Origin of the sequence: Photorhabdus asymbiotica, assembly GCF_003634575.1 — a bacterium.
Classification (GTDB): Bacteria; Pseudomonadota; Gammaproteobacteria; order Enterobacterales; family Enterobacteriaceae; genus Photorhabdus; species Photorhabdus asymbiotica.
The window spans coordinates 1,230,473-1,248,631 of the sequence record NZ_RBLJ01000001.1; the positions used below are offsets into that span (position 1 = coordinate 1,230,473).

The 18,159-nt window shown below is 43.3% G+C and carries 9 protein-coding genes; 1 reads left to right on the forward strand and 8 read right to left on the reverse strand.

What is annotated here, in order from left to right:
- Window positions 1–4: 4 nt before the first annotated feature.
- From BDD30_RS05455 to BDD30_RS05475, 4 genes are all read right to left on the reverse strand, one after another.
- Entirely contained in the window at window positions 5–1,279 is a 1,275-nt protein-coding gene (locus BDD30_RS05455) for a hypothetical protein (RefSeq protein WP_015833342.1), read from the reverse strand.
- Window positions 1,272–5,720: a C-type lectin-like domain-containing protein gene (locus BDD30_RS05460; protein WP_015833341.1), complete on the reverse strand. Its 4,449-nt coding sequence runs from the start codon at window positions 5,718–5,720 to the stop codon at window positions 1,272–1,274. The genes BDD30_RS05455 and BDD30_RS05460 overlap by 8 nt, the downstream gene beginning before the upstream one ends.
- Before the next feature lie 1,023 nt (window positions 5,721–6,743).
- Entirely contained in the window at window positions 6,744–8,000 is a 1,257-nt protein-coding gene (locus tag BDD30_RS05470) for a hypothetical protein (RefSeq protein ID WP_015833340.1), read from the reverse strand.
- A gap of 787 nt (window positions 8,001–8,787) precedes the next feature.
- Window positions 8,788–10,098 carry a hypothetical protein gene (locus BDD30_RS05475; protein ID WP_015833339.1) on the reverse strand — a complete coding sequence of 437 codons (1,311 nt, stop codon included), beginning with the start codon at window positions 10,096–10,098 and terminating at the stop codon, window positions 8,788–8,790.
- Between the two features lie 570 nt (window positions 10,099–10,668).
- Here BDD30_RS05475 and BDD30_RS23475 point away from each other — a divergent pair.
- Entirely contained in the window at window positions 10,669–10,821 is a 153-nt protein-coding gene (locus tag BDD30_RS23475) for a hypothetical protein (protein WP_170152943.1), read from the forward strand.
- Here BDD30_RS23475 and BDD30_RS05485 read toward each other — a convergent pair.
- The 4 genes from BDD30_RS05485 to BDD30_RS05500 form a co-directional block, all read right to left on the reverse strand.
- Window positions 10,803–12,077, reverse strand: coding sequence for a hypothetical protein (locus tag BDD30_RS05485; protein WP_015833337.1), 1,275 nt, complete (start codon window positions 12,075–12,077; stop codon window positions 10,803–10,805). The genes BDD30_RS23475 and BDD30_RS05485 overlap by 19 nt on opposite strands.
- Window positions 12,078–12,174: 97 nt before the next feature.
- Window positions 12,175–13,497 (reverse strand): hypothetical protein, encoded by a 1,323-nt coding sequence (locus BDD30_RS05490; RefSeq protein WP_015833336.1) that lies wholly within the window; start codon window positions 13,495–13,497, stop codon window positions 12,175–12,177.
- Between the two features lie 794 nt (window positions 13,498–14,291).
- Window positions 14,292–15,536 (reverse strand): hypothetical protein, encoded by a 1,245-nt coding sequence (locus tag BDD30_RS05495; protein WP_015833335.1) that lies wholly within the window; start codon window positions 15,534–15,536, stop codon window positions 14,292–14,294.
- A gap of 1,071 nt (window positions 15,537–16,607) precedes the next feature.
- The gene (locus BDD30_RS05500; protein WP_015833332.1) at window positions 16,608–18,140 is read right to left on the reverse strand and encodes an MFS transporter; all 1,533 of its coding nucleotides are present in this window, start codon (window positions 18,138–18,140) and stop codon (window positions 16,608–16,610) included.
- Window positions 18,141–18,159: the final 19 nt, after the last annotated feature.

The following is an 18,159-nucleotide window of genomic DNA, read 5'->3' on the forward strand; positions in this document are numbered from 1 at the left end:
GCGGTTATTGTTTTTTACCGTTGACATAAATTGCACCGATAGCACCGGCTTTTCCGGCAGCTCCTGTGGTCCCCGATGAACCACTACTACCTGGGGCACCACCGCTACTACCTGTACCACCACCACCGCCAGCACCACCAGAGCCACCATTGCCGCCTTTACCACCAGTACCGCCAACCGCCCTGGCCTGGAACGTCGCACTGCCGCCTTCCTGGTAAGTAAAATAGATGTTACCGCCGTCACCCGCATTACCACCATTACCACTGTTACCGCCGTTACCGCCATTACCCCCTTTACCACCCTTTCCAGCGCTACATTCGCTGGTAGAAGCACCGCCATTCCCTCCTTTTCCACCACTACCACCATTACCACCGTTACCGCCATTACCCCCATTACCGCCTTGTGTCAGCATATTCACAAAGCCGCTAAGCGTCCCCGTTTTAAAATTAACATCACCCGCATCCCCACCTTTTTCGCCATCACTTCCTCTGGCGCCATCAGTACCATTGCCACCAGCGGTACCGTCCGTAGCCTGCCTTGCACAGGAGTTTTTATTATCTTGACCCGCACTGCCATTGCTGCCGTCTCTTCCAGAAGAACCATTGTTTCCGCTCCCACCATCGCCTCCGTGACTACCAATATTTTCGATGTTCGGGCCATCATTATCACCCGGAGTTGGATATGGTTTTGGGGAGTTAACTATGACGACTTCGTTCGCCTCAACCGTACCATTGGTCAAATAAATAATCTTACCGCCGGGTTCAATCGTTATCTTATTAAACGTCAAATTAACAGGTTCACCATGGCTATCTTTATTTCCAACAATCAATGGGTTACTGGCAGTGACAACAATATCTTCACCACTGTATAACGCGACTTTCATCGGAAAACGTTTAGCGTTCAGAATATCCTCATAATCTTTGACTAAAGGAGAATATCCATAGATATAAGCACGGAAAGCTTTACATATATCAACATGATTACCGGTGACATTCGCCAACCGTTCAGCTGAATAGGGTTCAGGTAGTGGATGATGGGGTTCCATTCCGCCCGGGCCATACTCACTGTCAGGCACCCCGCCAAGCTCCTTCAACTCCTGTATAGTCTGTACAGTAAAAAACGCGGGTGGCACCGTAGCCATTTTTGGATCGTGAGAAAATATTACTGGCCCGTCAAAGTCCGAAGTTTTCAATTGTTTTGGCTGCCGCTCTGCATCGGTCAAATGATAATGCTCACGCAACATAGCCAAAGTTTCGTCAACAGATTTCATTTTATTCATGGGTATTCTCCTGAGTTTGGGTATAAGTTTGCACATTTAAGATCACATTAGCGTCACATATCAGTTGCCCACCCTGTTCAAGCACCAGCGTGTCTACCGCTACCACAATCGGCTGTGAATTTGGGCTGCTAATTTCCAAAATCTCACCATTAGCAATCACCAATTTTCCAATCGCAAAAACATCAACGGTTGCCGGAAATGCTATCGGCGCTTCAACCGGGGGGATACCAGAAAGGATCAACAGCTCCGCTGCTGACGACACGTTTGACTGATGAGATGGGGCCAGTGACTGTGGATCATCAGGCCGTAAAGAGCCTTGCGACGAAGATGGAATAACGACTGTCTCCGTTACATCGCTCTCCAAGATACCTAATAATTGCAAGACCGCTTTAAATCCTGAACTATAACTTTTTAATAACATATTTTTCTCCGAGAAACTGTAGACAGAAATAATCTGCAAATTATCGCCATCTACTGTAGAAATGACCGGGTAACGGGTATCAACATCGGTAATGATGAAATAACCATTGTTATTGATAGTTTCGATAGTTGCCTGATGACTAAGAGGGTGTTTGTTCTCAGCAAAAACTGCACTGATCTTATCCATATCGTGTTGCTGGAATATCGGTAGTTGATCGATACCCAGATCGAATATCGGTGTGGTTGGTGTCCATTGGCTGATCTGTGGTTGAGTACGTTGATTTTCACCCAGGAACTTGCCGTAATTCATTGCCACCAAGGTACGGAATGGATCTATCGCCAAATGTGCCGCCACAATATGCTGGCGTTTAGTCGGATCAGGTACCAGTGTTGAATCAGGGACAGTGACCAAGAACTTACCGTCAGGCTCATAGATATCAAGGATATAATCCGTTGGATCACGCCCTTCGTTACGGTATGACAAGACATAAATATATCCTTTAGACTCAACCGCCACATCCAAATAAGTTATTCCCTCTGGCTTATTCAGCGGCATATAGGACAGATAATCAGCGACTATAATTTCAGCCGGATTCGTTACATCAAGGGTTAACAACCAAGAGCGGGCGCCAGCAAGATCATCAATTTGCCATTTGACACCTTGACCGATAGCGATGACCCGCACGTTACTCAAATCGTTATATACGGATACCGTTGGTCCCTGAGCAGTTAGCGTGTAAGTTGCAGGTTTCTGCGGATCATATACCAACCAACTCTGCCCTTGCTGTATCACATCAACCGTTGTGCTGCCAACTGGGTCAATATTACCGTCTGCGGTCTGGTTATAACTCAGATAGATCCCGTCCTCAGCAAAGACGGCAATAATCTGCTCATCCAGCACCCCGGCATTCAGTGAACGAATAAAGCTCGGATCACTGTTACTAAACAGGAATGTCAGCCCTTGTTCACGAAATGCTTGTTGTAATGCCGGAGAGAACATCTGGGCATCCAGTGTTGCCTGATACTCAGCAGTAGGCAGTTTAAACAGTTTTGCCCCTGGAAAACTGGGGAATGGGTTCCCTTTAGTATCGAACGCCTGAACACGGGTATTGATTGTTTCCAATAATAAGATGCGACCATCTGGCGTGACAGTCAGGGCAATTGGCCCATGCATGAGCCCTTGTCGAATCCCCTCGCCAGAGACAATCTGGGCCGCAGGTGCTTGAGCATCCGGGTAACCCTGATCACCCAACGGCAGGATCTGCATCTTGCTGTATTGCCAACTGACTGCAATAACATAACCGCTCGGATGAACCACCATTGCATCCAGATGAGGAATCGTAAACGATCCCCAAGACAGCGGATTGTCTGTCAAACTAAAATCATGTTTGCCGTCGCGCAGGTCCACTCGACGCAAGTGATATTCACCGAATCGTGAGTCAATAATAAAGTTATAAGGGGTGATGGTTTTGTCGTCCGGCCCTTCGCCAAAACTGTTATAGCTGATCAGGGGTTGTACTTTGAAACCCACCTCGGATAATTTCAAACGTTCATTCAGCGTGTCGTTGCTCAAAGTGGAAATGTTTTGCAACACATACATCTGACCGCTATTTGGCGGGCTTGATGGATCTTCCAATGGGATATTCTGACCGGAAGCCTGGTAGCAATAACCCACCTGATAATCTGAATTCAGTATTGTCATATTGACCAGCTTGCAGATGTTATTACCTACATTGCTGCAATTGGTTGAAGACTGGGTTTCCAACGGTACACTGCCTTCAATCCACTGATACTCTTTTTTATCGCTATCGTAAGACAACTGTTCCCAATATTCGTATTGCGTCACCTGAGTCAGGGGCACCAACATCTCTTTTATATTGCCACTGACGCGCATAATGCCTTCATTAGGATCGTCTGGTTGCGCATTCAGCAGCTCACTGACGTAGCTCCCCGCTAACCAACCAGTAGCGGAATAAACATTAGCCTTAATTTTCAGGGTTCCACCCCAACCAACCGAATTGAAATTAAAAATTAGCGGCGTATTGGAGCCGGTTGTAGGTAATGGAATAGTCTGGGTGTAGTAGGTGCCGTTGGTATATTCGACCGTCACCTGGCACTGCACTCCCACCGGCGGCCAGATTGCGGTTTCTGGGCGCCCCACTTCACCATGAGCGGGATCGGGATGCAGGGTAAAAGCCAACGTCATCTGGCGCTTGATATCCACTTCCAAAGTGGCTGGCGTAGAGAGCAATTCCCCTGTAGTCACTGCAATCTGAGCCAAATCTAGCGCAATTGCAGCAATCCTGAACGCCCAACCCACCACAGGAACCGCCTGAGCCGCTGCACTGGCTGCTATCTGGGCTGTCACATAAGTGGCTAACGCTTCCAGTCCTTTTTTAGCCAAAATACCAATGGCGATACTGGCTAAACTGGTGAGCACTTTTTTAGTATTGAATAATGCTGAACCGATAGCGGCACCACCGCCAATCAATGGGAAAGCAATACCGGCTAATATGGCAACATTATCTTTATTAGAAATAAAATCTTTATACCACTGAGTATTGGTCACTGCGGCACCGGCCAACATCATCAGAGATGGAATACCGTACTGGAACATACCGGTTAAAATCACACCCGGCCAAACAATCGGGTTATCCCAACGGGAAGTTCCCAAACCACCAAACAAGAATTTAGCCGCCTGAGCTTCAGCCGGCCAAGGCAAACCAAAATTAGTGGGATCAGTGGGCATCGGAATTCCCATGATCGTATTGACATTAGGCAACACCCCAAGGGCTTTTTGTGATGGCGTTTCGAATAATTCCGCTAACTCTTTAGGGAAATAAAACGGCCAATTACCATCAACCGTTGGATTATCGATCGGCTGTTTCATCTCAGTGTCTTTAAAGAATTGAATATAAACACCAAGCTGACGTAAATATTTATTTTTAAAATCAACGGAAAAATGGCTTTGACCGGGATCGTAACGGATGCTGTCAGGATACACATCCATACCATGATTAGGTGTGCGGTTAGTGGCTGTCCAAATTTGGCTGGTATTTCGCGGAGCATTCAATGCTGAAGCTTGATCTTTGAATTCGGTAACGTCGAGAGACGCACTTTGGCTGACACTCCAGTTATGATTTTGCAAACGGGTATCATTATGTGAAGTTTTCAGCGCATTAGAGGCCGGCGATCCTGAATAATTCTCTGTTTCATCCGATAGATTATATTGCATTACCGGATCACCTTCGGCGAAAATCACCTGTCCGTCTTGACCCACCCAGTCAAATTCGTAAAACATCGCGTTGCCATCAGGGTCAACCAATTGGCCATAAGTGGCAAAACCACCGGTTTCTGTTGCAGGTCCTTGACTCGATATTGATATAGCTAGTTCATAAACTCGGTTATATTGCTGTGGGTCGATTGCCTCTGGAGGGGCAATATGTGCATCCATCACAATTGATGCCGCATAAGCTTGACTGTTAGACAATTCCGGATGGGAAAACACAATAGAGCAAGCAACATCCCACGGTGTTTTCATTTCATTAGTTGCAACCAACAAATCGCCACAATGAATAGGGTTTCGTGCTAAATGTTGGCTATTAACACCAAGAGCACTCAGTTTACCTGGCAAAGCCTTACCCATATTATTTACGGCCAGTTTTTCTATGTTACGTTTGGCATAACGACGTAAATGAGCGTTAGGGATATGGTAAGAAAGATGGTAAAGAACTGGTAACGAGGAACGGTAAGGCCCAGATTTATCACCAACCACTTTAATTAGAGTAACGTGATGAGGTAAAAAATAGTGTTCAGGTACCTCGGCGAAATGGCTAATATTGTGTGAACCGTAACGCAGAACCATATCTATTGCAGGATTCTCGCCAGCCGCTTTGGCCAAACTTGACTCATCATGTTCTTGCAACGGTATATTATATTCACCAACCCAGAGACTCAATTGGCTGGATTGGGTACGTAAATGACCTTGAGCTAAATCAAAATGTAAAGTATGTGTCTTCATTTGAATTTCATCTCTCTAAGTAATTATTTTCGTTATCACAAGAAATACTCAATAATCGTATATACCCTTCATCCTTCAAGTTGCTGCTTTGTTGGCTGCGTTCACTCACCCCAGTCACATAGTTATCTATGCTCCTGGGGATTCATTCACTTGCCGCCGCGCTGCAACTCGAAATCTATTGGGTATAAATAATTTGATCGTAAAATTTGAACAAATAATTCCCATGAGAATTAATATATCTCTTCAAAAGCCTATTTATTAATCCAAAATACCTAGAATTAATTAAATGCCACATTTATCCACTTTAGGCAAAATGATCTAATGTGGCATTTAAATTCTATCAATAAAATAGTAATGTGATTCTCAACTTTTTCCATCAAATAAAGAAGATATTTTTGTGATACATTGCAATTTTTTAATGCATGCCAATTAATTATCCCAACTTAAAATCTATAGAATTAAGTAATATCACCATAGTGAAATAAATCTGCCACGTGAAATAGTGCATTTTCAATCAAATAACAACCCGATACAAATATACCCTTCATCCTTCAAGTTGCTGCTTTGTTGGCTGCGTTTACTCACCCCAGTTACATAGTTATCTATGCTCCTGGGGATTCGTTCACTTGCCGCCGCGCTGCAACTCGAAATCTTTTGGGTATATATCTCGATTATTTCATAATGAAATTATTAATATAAATTAAGTAAAAACCCGCAAGTTAAATCGATGTTATATACCCTATATTCTTAGAATAAACTCTCACCTTAAATCAACAATTAAAACATTTAAATATATTTACCAAATTTGAATTTATTATTATTTTATAAATATAAAGAAAACCAAGAAATGAAATATTGTTTACAAAATATTTTACTATTACCCGCTTGTAATCACAGGCGGGTAATATCTTCCTTATTGTCCGTAATATAGGAACTATAGTGACTATTATCTCTTTATCTCAACAGTTGCCACAAATTTGAATGTCCACTTTCAGAACTTTTCTATGAGGGCACCTTATATCATTACTGACGTTCTCCATTAATATAAACATCCCCCTTAACACCCGCTGCTCCCGCAATCCCATCGTTACCCGATGCACCGATTTTACCGGGGCTACCACTAGGAGAACCACTACCACCATAGCCCCCACTTCCGCCATAACCAGCATAGCCACCTTCACCACCCATGCCACCAGCAGACTTAGCATTAAAGACCGGAGTACCACTCCCATAGGTAACATAAATATTGCCCCCATTCCCCCCTTTACCTCCATTGCCACCGTTATTCCCTTCGCCTCCATTACCTCCACTCCCGCCACGTCCAGCACCACAGTAAGTAGTAGAGCTACCTCCATTCCCCCCATTTCCCCCTCTTCCCCCCTTACCACCGACACCGCCATTACCACCATTACCCCCTGCCGATTCTAAGGTTACCGTACCTGCAAGGTGAGCAACCTTTAGAACAATATCATTTGCGTCGCCGCCATTTTCACCATTGCTTCCAGCAGCACCATCTGTACCATGAGTCCCGTTAGTACCCGACGTTGCAGCCTTTGCACAGGAGCTTTTGTTATCCTGCCCAGCATTACCATAACTACCGGTCCTTCCATCACTTCCATTCGCCCCATTACCGCCATGATTTCCATCACTTCCCCGATTAATAATATTGGTCGGCTCGCTGTCTGCCCCCATAGAACTCACCATCGTCATGGTATTCGCTTGAACAGCCCCATTGGTGCGATAAATAATTTGTCCGCCAGGTTCAACAGTTATCTGCTCATAAACTAATACAATAGGTTCACCGTGATTATCTCGACTTTGAACGATCAGTGGCTTGTCCGCAGAAATAGTTATGCTATCGCCACCATATAGCGCAACTTTCAGCGGGAAACGCTTCGCGTTGAGAATATCTTCATAATCTTTGACCAAAGCAGAATCACCATAAATATAAGCACGGAAGGCTTTACATAAATCGGCGTGATTACCAGTGACATTCTCCAGCCGTTCAGCAGAATAAGGTTCAGGCAATGGATGATGCGGCTCCATTCCTCCGGGGCCATAATCACTATCAGACACACCTCCTAACCTTTTTAATTCTTGTATAGTTTGTATGGTAAAAAATGCGGGTGAAACCGTGGCTATTTTCGGATCGTCGGAAAATATGACCGGCCCATCAAAATCCGCAGTCTTCAATTGTTTTGGTTGCCGTTCTATACCCACCAGATGATAATGTTCACGCAATTCCACTAAAGTTTCAGCAACAATTTTTACTTTATTCATAAAAAATCTCCTGAGTATAAATCTGTAGTTTTAGAATCATCTTTACGTTATATAACTCTCTGCGATATTTTATTCTCACATAATCCCTTTAAATCCAGAATATTAATCATTCAATGACATATTTTTTATCTCCATTTAGAGCGAAAACTTATAGAAAAAGGTGGTAATTTATCACCTACCGTTGTTCTCAATGTGTATTTTCACTCTCACTTTATCTTCTTACGTGATTATTTTATTCATTACAATAGACATTCAACAACTGAATAAATAATTTCAGGAGAATTGATACATCTCCTATACTTTATTTATAAATACCTATAATTAATTAAGAACTTATTCAGTTTATATGAGGTAGTTTGATGTAAACTTTATTTTTTACAACTAAGAATATTAATATGCCTTTCTGTTTTTTCCATCATAAAAATGAATTTTTTATGGTTCATCACTATTTTCATGTGAATCAATTGATTATTTCAATTTAAACTTTATACAATTAAATATTACTGGCACAGGAAAATAAGATAACCAATTATGTAGTCTTGGTTCAACGAATAAATGAATTTTTTTGGCGAGGCGGCCAATTGCTATACTCCAGCACCTTCCCACCCACAGGAAAATGCATATGCAATACAAACAACTGACCTGAAGAAAACCACTATTAGATGAACAAATCCATCACGAAATTTACCGTATGATCTATAACGATAAAAAAAGAGTTATTTATGAACACATCTTCGTTGTCGCAAATAAACCCTGCCAAACGATACGGAAAATGAACCCATTCCCCTTATTTATAGTCGTTTAGCCAATCTAAAGTCTGATTATCACCATGCTTCTGTACATTACCGTTAACATGTACCTTGCCAGAAGTACCTTCATCGCCGGCTGTTCCACCAGTACCCTCTTCACCAGATACTCCGGGATGACCATCAGTCCTTACCCCTCCATTACCAACGCCACCTGCCCCACCGAATCCTCCTCTTCCTCCTTTACCGCCTGACCCTCCTCTTCCGCCATCCCCTCTATGTGACAGAGCATTAATTATCGGCTGACCCTCAGTGAAAGTAACATAGATGTTACCCCCGTCCCCACCTTTACCCCCATTCCCTCCATCCCCTCCATTTCCGCCATTTCCTCCCCTTCCTCCATGTCCAGCACTACATTTGTTTGTTGCAGCGCCTCCATTGCCACCATTCCCTCCATTACCCCCATTCCCGCCATTTCCCCCATTTCCACCCTTACCACCTATCGATGCCGCATTGACGACTCCAGTAAAAAGTTCAACATCAACAATGACATCATTTGCACTTCCAGCCCTTTTGCCATCCATCCCTTGTGCTCCGGAAGAACCGCCAGTTGCATCAGTACCTGGTGTGGATGCAACAGAGCAACCATGTTTATCCTCTGAACCAATACTACCATTGCTGCCATTAACCCCATTACTTCCCTGTTCGCCCTCAAAACCATCGGCTCCATCAGTACCTATACTGACAATGCTCTGCTTTTTATCATTGCCATTCCCTACAACCGTGTTAGCTTCGATCTTGCCATTAGTGCGGTAAATAATTTGACCTCCCGGTTCAATGATTATCTGGTCATACACTAAGACAACCGGTTCACCATAATCATCTTGATCTTCAACAATCAATGGCGCACCTGCGGTAACAGTGATTCTTTCGCCACTGTATAACGCAACCTTCATCGGGAAACGCTTCGCATTTAGCATTTCTTCATAATCTTTGACCAGATTAGAATCACTATAGATATAGGCCCTAAAAGCTTTGCACAAATCGATATGATAACCCGTGACATTCACTAATCGTTCAGCAGAAAACGGCTCAGGTAATGGATGATGGGGCTCCATTTTGCCAGGACCATACTCACTGTCAGGAACACCTCCGAGGGCCTTCAGCTCCTGTATGGTTTGTACCGTAAAAAACGCAGGGGGCACAGTCGCTGTCTCCGGATCATTAGAGAATATTACCTTGCCGTCAAAATCCGAAGTCTTAAGTTGCTTTGGCTGTCGTTCTACACCAATCAGATTATAGTCCTGACGTAATATCGCCAAAGTTTCAATAACGGTTTTTCTTTTATCCACAGTAATTCTCCTGAGTTTAAGTTTATACCCTTCATCCTTCAAGTTGCTGCTTTGTTGGCTGCTTTCACTCACCCCAGTCACATAGTTATCTATGCTCCTGGGGATTCGTTCACTGGCCGCCGCGCGACAACTCGAAATCTATTAGGTATATTCACTTCACAGAAAAGTGATTGAATGTCATATTTAAATTGCACAATCTAAAATATTAATATACCTTCCCAATCTTTTCATTAATTAAAGAGAATATTTCTGTGATATATCACTACCTTTCAATACGTACGAGTTAAAACTCTTAATTTTATATTTGTCTCATCAGGTATTATTAGAAAATACAAATAGAAAACCATAATTACGGTTATATTTTTCAAAAATAACGACAAAACAGAAATCGGCTGCATACCCAAGACGATATGTAAAACCTAGAGGGCAAAAAAACAGAGCTAACCAACAAGGCCAGATTTAATTACTATTCAGTAATTAATAATGTAAGCCGCTTGAATATATACCCTATGGATTTCAAGATGCATCGCGACGGCCAGGGAGCGAATCCCCGGGAGCATAGATAACTATGTGACCGGGGTGAGTGAGTGCAGCCAACAAAGAGGCAACTTGAAAGATAACGGGTATAAACAAAATGAATATCTGGCCTCATCCCTCGATATTTATCGTCGTTCGTACCAGTCCGATTGCTGCACCACTAGCGCTCAAGGTTTCCGTTCATGACCGTTGACATATATCTTGCCAGTGATACCGTCATCGCCAAATTCTCCTCTGGCACCATCTCTACCATTTTCTCCATGTCGACCATATCTACCGACTGCTTTAAGAGAATGTCCAGGCCTCCCGCCTACGCCACCCCATCCCACCATACCCCCTTCACCGCCAAGACCATTAAGTGACACAACCGAAAGTTTTGGATCACCTTCAGAGAAATTAATATAGATGTTACCACTATCTCCACCTTTCCCCCCATGCCCTCCATTCCCTCCATTTCCTCCATCCCCCCCATTTCCTGCATCCTCATCGGGACACCACCTGATTGTTCCATCCCCCCAATTACCCCCGTTACCCCCAACTCCCCCATGTCCACCATTACCTCCCTTTCCACCATTACCACCGTTCCCCCCTACCGTTGCTGCACTTATTACTCCAGTAATAGATTGGACACTCATGGTCAGGTCATTTGCATTTCCAGCCGCGGCACCATCTCCCCCGATGGCTCCGGTAGAACCCCTAGAGCCATCAGTACCTGGTGTGGCACTAAATAAGCAACCGCTTTTACTATCTTGACCAGGGCTACCATTGCTGCCATTAGCGCCATCATATCCTGGTGCACCATCAAAACCATTGACGCCATTACTGCCTTTATTGACTATATTTTCATTTCCAGCGTTTCCATTCCCTACAAGCGTGTTAGCTTCGATCCGACCATTAGTGTGGTAAACAATTTGGCCTCCTGGTTCAATGACTATCTCGTCATACACCAAAACAACCGGTTCGCCATAGTCATTTTCATCCTTAATAATCAATGGATTATCGGAGGTGATAGTGATTCTTTCGCCACTGTACAATGCCACCTTCATCGGGAAGCGCTTGGCATTCAGCATTTCTTCATAATCTTTGACCAACGCAGAATTACCATAGATATAGGCCCGAAAAGCTTTGCATAAATCAATATGACTGCCCGTGACATCTGCCAGTCGTTCAGCTGAAAACGGTTCAGGTAGCGGATGATGAGGTTCCATTCTGCCAGGGCCATATTCACTGTCAGGTATACCGCCAAGTACCTTCAGCTCCTGTATGGTTTGTACCGTGAAAAATGCCGGGGGCACAGTCGCTGCCCTCGGATCATTAGAGAATATTACCTTACCACCAAAATCCGAGGTCTTAAGTTGATTTGGTTGCCGTTCTATACCAACCGGATGATGATTCTGATGTAATATTGCCAAAGTTTCAGAGACAGTTCTTATTTTATTCATAGATATTCTCCAGAATTTAAATCTAATATCATCTTCCTAATAAACTAATGCGATACAGGCGAAAACCCGAACTTACTCATTTCCAAACAGTTGGTATTTAGGAGACGGAGAGTTCATGCAATTTGCCATTGATATATATCTGCCCCTTTTTTCCTGGCTTTCCTGACTCTCCTGGCTTTCCATTAATACCCTTTATACCCGGCTTTCCGCAACAATTTAAGTTTTTAGTTTTATCCTCAGCATTACACCACGCGGAGCCACCATCACCGCCTTTCCCTCCCCTTCCCGCTCTACCGCCAGCTCCTGCCGAGCCTGGTTTTGACAAATAACTAATTTGTGGATGACCAGCAGAATAGTTAAACTCTATGTCCCCTCCATCTCCACTATTTCCCCCATTACCTCCATCCCCTCCATCCCCTCCAGCTGCTCCATTCCCTCCATACGCAGAACTACACAATGTGCTAGTAGCAAGACGGCGATTACCACTATAAATACTCCCAAAACCCCCATCACCACCATCTCCCCCATAGCCCCCATCACCACCATGACCACCATTACCCCCATCCCCTCCTTCAGACTGCAAATAGATCAGCCCACCTACCTCATCACATGTGACAGTGAGTTTATTCGCCTCTTGACCGGGTTCTCCATCCGATCCCGGAATTCCCGGAGAACCTTTAGTTCCGCCAGTACCTGATGTAGGCTGAGTTATACAGCGCTCTTTACTCTCATAACCAGATTGACCGCTAACGCCGCTAACGCCATTGCTTCCACCTGTACCAGCAGTACCATCTTTTCCATCTCGCCCTTTATTGACAAAGTGCTGTGGGCCTGATCCAATCCCTTGGATGACATTCGCTTCAATCCTACCATTGGTGTAACAAATAACTTTGCCTTCCGGTTCAATGGTTATCTGGTTATACACCAAAACAACCGGTTCACCACAATGCTCTTTATCTTCAATAATCAACGGATTATCTGCGGTAATCGTGATCTCCTCACCACTGTATAACGCAACTTTCATCGGAAAACGCTTAGCATTAAGAATTTCTTCATAATCTTTAACCAAAGTAGAATCACCATAGATATAAGCGCGGAAAGCTTTGCGCAAATCAATATGATTATCCGAGACATTTGCCAGACGTTCAGCAGAAAATGGTTCAGGTAACGGATGATAAGGTTCCATTTTTCCAGGACCATATCGACTGTCAGGCACACCGTTGAGTGCCTTCAGCTCTTGTATAGTTTGCACTGTAAAAAATGCAGGTGGCACAGTAGCCGTTTCCAGATCGTTAGAAAATATTACCGGCCCGTCAAAGTCGGAGGTCTTAAGTTGCTTTGGTTGCCGTTCCAGACCAAACGGATGATGATATTGATGTAATATTGCCAAAGTCTCAGCAACCGTTCTTATTTTTTCCATGGAAATTCTCCTAAGTTTAAATTTATACATTTAGAATAATTTTATATATCAATTATCAATCTAACCAAGTTCCAAAGTCTCTACTGTTATCACTACCGGTTATGTCACTAACTTGCTAATTAGTCAGAATCTTACCACTGACTAATCACCCGATTAGCCAGAGCAAAAACATCGATTTTTCCTGACAAAGAATATAGTCACGTCAACAATAAGCAGGCCAGAAAAATAATTCCTATGAGAATTAATTAGGTAAATATTTATACCCTTCATCCTTCAAGTTGCTGCTTTGTTGGCTGCTTTCTCTCACCCCAGTCACAGAGTTATCTATGCTCCTGGGGATTCGTTCACTTGCCGCCGCGCTGCAACTCGAAATTTATTGGGTATATTCACTTTACAGAAAACAATTAGATACGACATTGAAATGACACAATTTAAAATATTAATGTAAATTCCCATTTTTTCCATTAATTATGGAAAATATTTCTGTGATTCATCATTACCTTTTAATAGATACTAATTAAAAAGTTCAATTTTATACCCGTTATATTTCAAGTTGCCTCTTTGTTAACTGCACTTACTCACCCCGGTCACATAGTTATCTATGCTCCCGGGATTCGCTCCCTTGCCATTGCGATGCATCTTGAAATCCATAGGGTATATACTTATCTCACGAGGTATTATTAGATAATAAAATTATGAATATGATTAAAATTACAGTCTCTATCATGATAAGTGCAGCCATTGGAAATAGCTGCACATCTTGTAGTTCAACATAGGCAAATCATTCAACACGATTAATTCTGTACATTACCGTTAATATATATCTTGCCAACTACACCCGCCCCGCCCAATTTTCCATCAATACCGTCTCGACCAGATACTCCTAGTTGACTACTGTTACCAACTCCTCCTTTTCCTCCTTTTCCTCCTTTTCCGCCTTTTCCACCTTTTCCTCCGTTACCGCTATATGACTGAGCGTTCATTACTGGCCGACCGCCAAGGAAATTAATATATACGTTACCACTGTCTCCACCTTTCCCCCCATTACCCGCGTCTCCGCCATCTCCACCATTACCCCCATTTCCCGCCCTTCCTGCTCTAGATTTGCCTGTCTTATTACCTCCATTGCCCCCTATTCCACCATTTCCCCCATTCCCTCCATTGCCACCATTCCCTGCATTTCCACCCATTGATTCCACATTTACTGCCCCAGTAACAAGTTGAACATTAATAACTATGTCATTTGCATCTCCACCATCTCTGCCTCCTCCCCCCAATCCTCCTGAAGAACCGTCAGTTGCATCAGAACCTGCTGTAGGCTCAACAACACAGCCGTATTTATTCTCTATACCAGCAGCGCCATCTCTGCCATTAGACCCATCACATCCTGTCTCACCATCAAAACCATCACCTCTATCATCGCCTTTACTGATAATGCTCGGTTTCTGATCACTTCCATTCCCTACAAGCGTATTAGCTTCGATCCGACCATTAGTGCGGTAAATAATTTGACCTCCTGGTTCAATGATTATCTCGTCATACACCAAAACAACCGGTTCGCCATAGTTATCTTTATCCTCAATGATCAATGGATTATCGGCGGTGATAGTGATTCTTTCTCCACTGTATAATGCCACCTTCATCGGGAAACGCTTTGCATTCAGCATTTCTTCATAATCTTTGACCAACGCAGAATCACCATAGATATAGGCTCGAAAAGCTTTACATAAATCAATATGATTGCCCGTGACATCTGCCAGTCGTTCAGCTGAAAACGGTTCAGGTAACGGATGATGAGGTTCCATTCCACCAGGGCCATATTCACTGTCAGGTATGCCGCCAAGTACCTTCAGCTCCTGTATGGTTTGTACCGTGAAAAATGCAGGTGGCACAGTAGCTGTTTTTGGATCGTTAGAGAATATTACCTTGCCACCAAAATCCGAGGTCTTAAGTTGATTTAGCTGCCGTTCTATACCAACCGGATGATGATTCTGATGTAATATTGCCAAAGTTTCAGAGACAGTTCTTATTTTATCCACGAGAATTCTCCTGAGGTTAAGTTTATACCCTTCATCCTCCAAGTTGCTGCTTTGTTGGCTGCTTTCACTCACCCCAGTCACATCGTTATCTATGCTCCCGGGGATTCGTTCACTTGCCGCCGCGCTGCAACTCGAAATTTATTGGGTATATGCGTTTAAGATAACTTCATATCCGTTGCCCATTTGGTCAAGTTCCAAAGTATCTACTGTTATTACTACTGATTTTGACATTAAATTGCTAATAGACAGAATATTGCTCTTAGCCAATCGCCAGATTAACCATAACGGTAGCGTCGATTTTTTCTGACAAAAGATATATACCTGTTATCTTTCAAGTTGCCTCTTTGTTGGCTGCACTCACTCACCCCAGTCACATAGTTATCTATGCTCCCGGGGATTCGCTCCCTTGCCGTCGCGATGCATCTTGAAATCTATTGGGTATATTTACTTTACAGAAAAGTGATTGAATGTAATATTTAAATTGCACAATCTAAAATATTAATATATCTCCCCTGTTTTTTCATTAATTAAAGAAAATATTTCTGTGATAAATAACTTTCCAAAATGGTGCTACACCTTATCTACTAACAACCCTATGTATAACAATTGGTTGAAGAAAACCACGTGTGGCGGAATTATGAAACCTTATTTATATCACTACCTTTTAATACGTGCTAATTAAAACTTTTGATTTTATACCCGTCATCTTTCAAGTTTCCTCTTTGTTGGCTGCAACTCGAAATCTATTTGGTATATATTTATTTCATCAGGTATTATTATGAAATACAAAAAATAAATAATATTGTATTTTTAAAAATCACAACAAAATATAAACCTATAGGTATTATTAAACAATAAAATTATGAATGTGATTTAAATGAAGAATGGGAAATAATGACTTTCACAAGAATAAGATGTTTTTACGAATAAATTGCAACTTTTAAATGAATTAAACTTACAAAAAAATCTTAAATTACCGGCAAAAAAGTCAATAAAATAGCCTTAATGAAACCATGCAGTAAATCAACATAACACGGTGCAGCCGTTACCAACGGCTGCACAATAAGACAATCAATATTCAAGCACTTGAGTTTTCTGCGGAGCTTTCAACAAACGCCAGGCGAGCAATACCACACCTGCGGTCAATACCGTCGTCATCCAACTCATCATATGAATAGCACTGGTGAATGATTCTGCTGCTGCTGTCATCAGTTGCTGCCCTTCCGCCTCAGCTAATGAACCCGCTACGACGTAAGCACCAGCCAGAGTCTCTAACGCTAATCCACTCTGTTCCTGAGAGATCCCATCTGGCAATTGCAGAGTGACACGATAGAAGGCGGTTACCAACCCACCTATGATGGTCGTGCCAAGTACAACACCCACTTCATAAGCGGTTTCACTGATGGACGATGCAGCCCCTGCTTTCGACGATGGCACTGCCGAAAGCACCAGATCGTTAGATACCGAAGCGATTGCGCCCACACCAACATTTAATAATGCGAAGGCAATAATCAGAGTGGTCAAATCGCTACCGATACTGGCGACTAGCAAAAATGCAGCACCAGCAAAACTCAGCAAAAGCGGTACCAAGTAGTAAGCCGGCATCCGTTGAGCAACCGGCACTATCGCCATACCAATGACAATCGCCATGATTTGCCCTGGAACCAATGCCAGACTAGCCGAAATCGGTTCCATTCCCAGCACGATTTGTAAAACCTGAGTGGCAAAAAAGACGAAGCCAACCAGCAAGGCCAGACTCAATAAGTTGACCATAATCGAACCGGTAAACACCCCATTACGGAACAGAGAAAGATCCATCAGCGGGACAGACAAACTCCGCTGCCGGCGAACAAACAACACGCCAGCCACAAGACCAACAGACAGTTCTAGTATGACACTTGTTTCAAACCCATCACTGGCAAGATGTTTAATCGCATAAACAATACCAACCATAGCGATGATCGATAACAGCACGCTATACACATCGATAATGCCTGTCTGCTTCTTATCGGACTCTGGCAATAACATCGGTCCGAAGATCAACAACGGCACTAATACCGGTACTGCTAATAGGAAAATTGAATTCCAATCGAAGAACTGTAATAGAACACCACCTACTACAGGACCTAATGCCGAACCGATAGTTAATGTTGTCGCCCAAATAGCGACAGCTAACCGACGCTGTTCTCGATCCTCAAAAAGAGTGCTGATTAAAGCCAAAGTTGAAGGCATCAGCATCGCACCAAAAAATCCTAGTACGGCTCGCCCGCCAATCAACTGTACGGGTGAAGTTGACAGCGCTGTTAACACTGAAACAACGGTAAATCCCAACGATCCAAATAACAGTAATGAACGATGACCAACACGATCACCAATACTTCCCATTGATACCAGCAAACCCGCCAATACCAATGAATAAGCATCGATTATCCATAATTGCTGACTTGCACTGGGTCCCAGAGCTTCAGCAATTTTTGGCAAAGCAAAGCTTAAGATCGTATTGTCCACAGTCACTAACAATACTGGCAACATCAATATCAGTAATCCCAACCAATTTCTGAGTCCTGCCCGCCCGTTAGCCTCAGCAACTCTATTTAACGACATCCCCTCAACTCCTTTTATA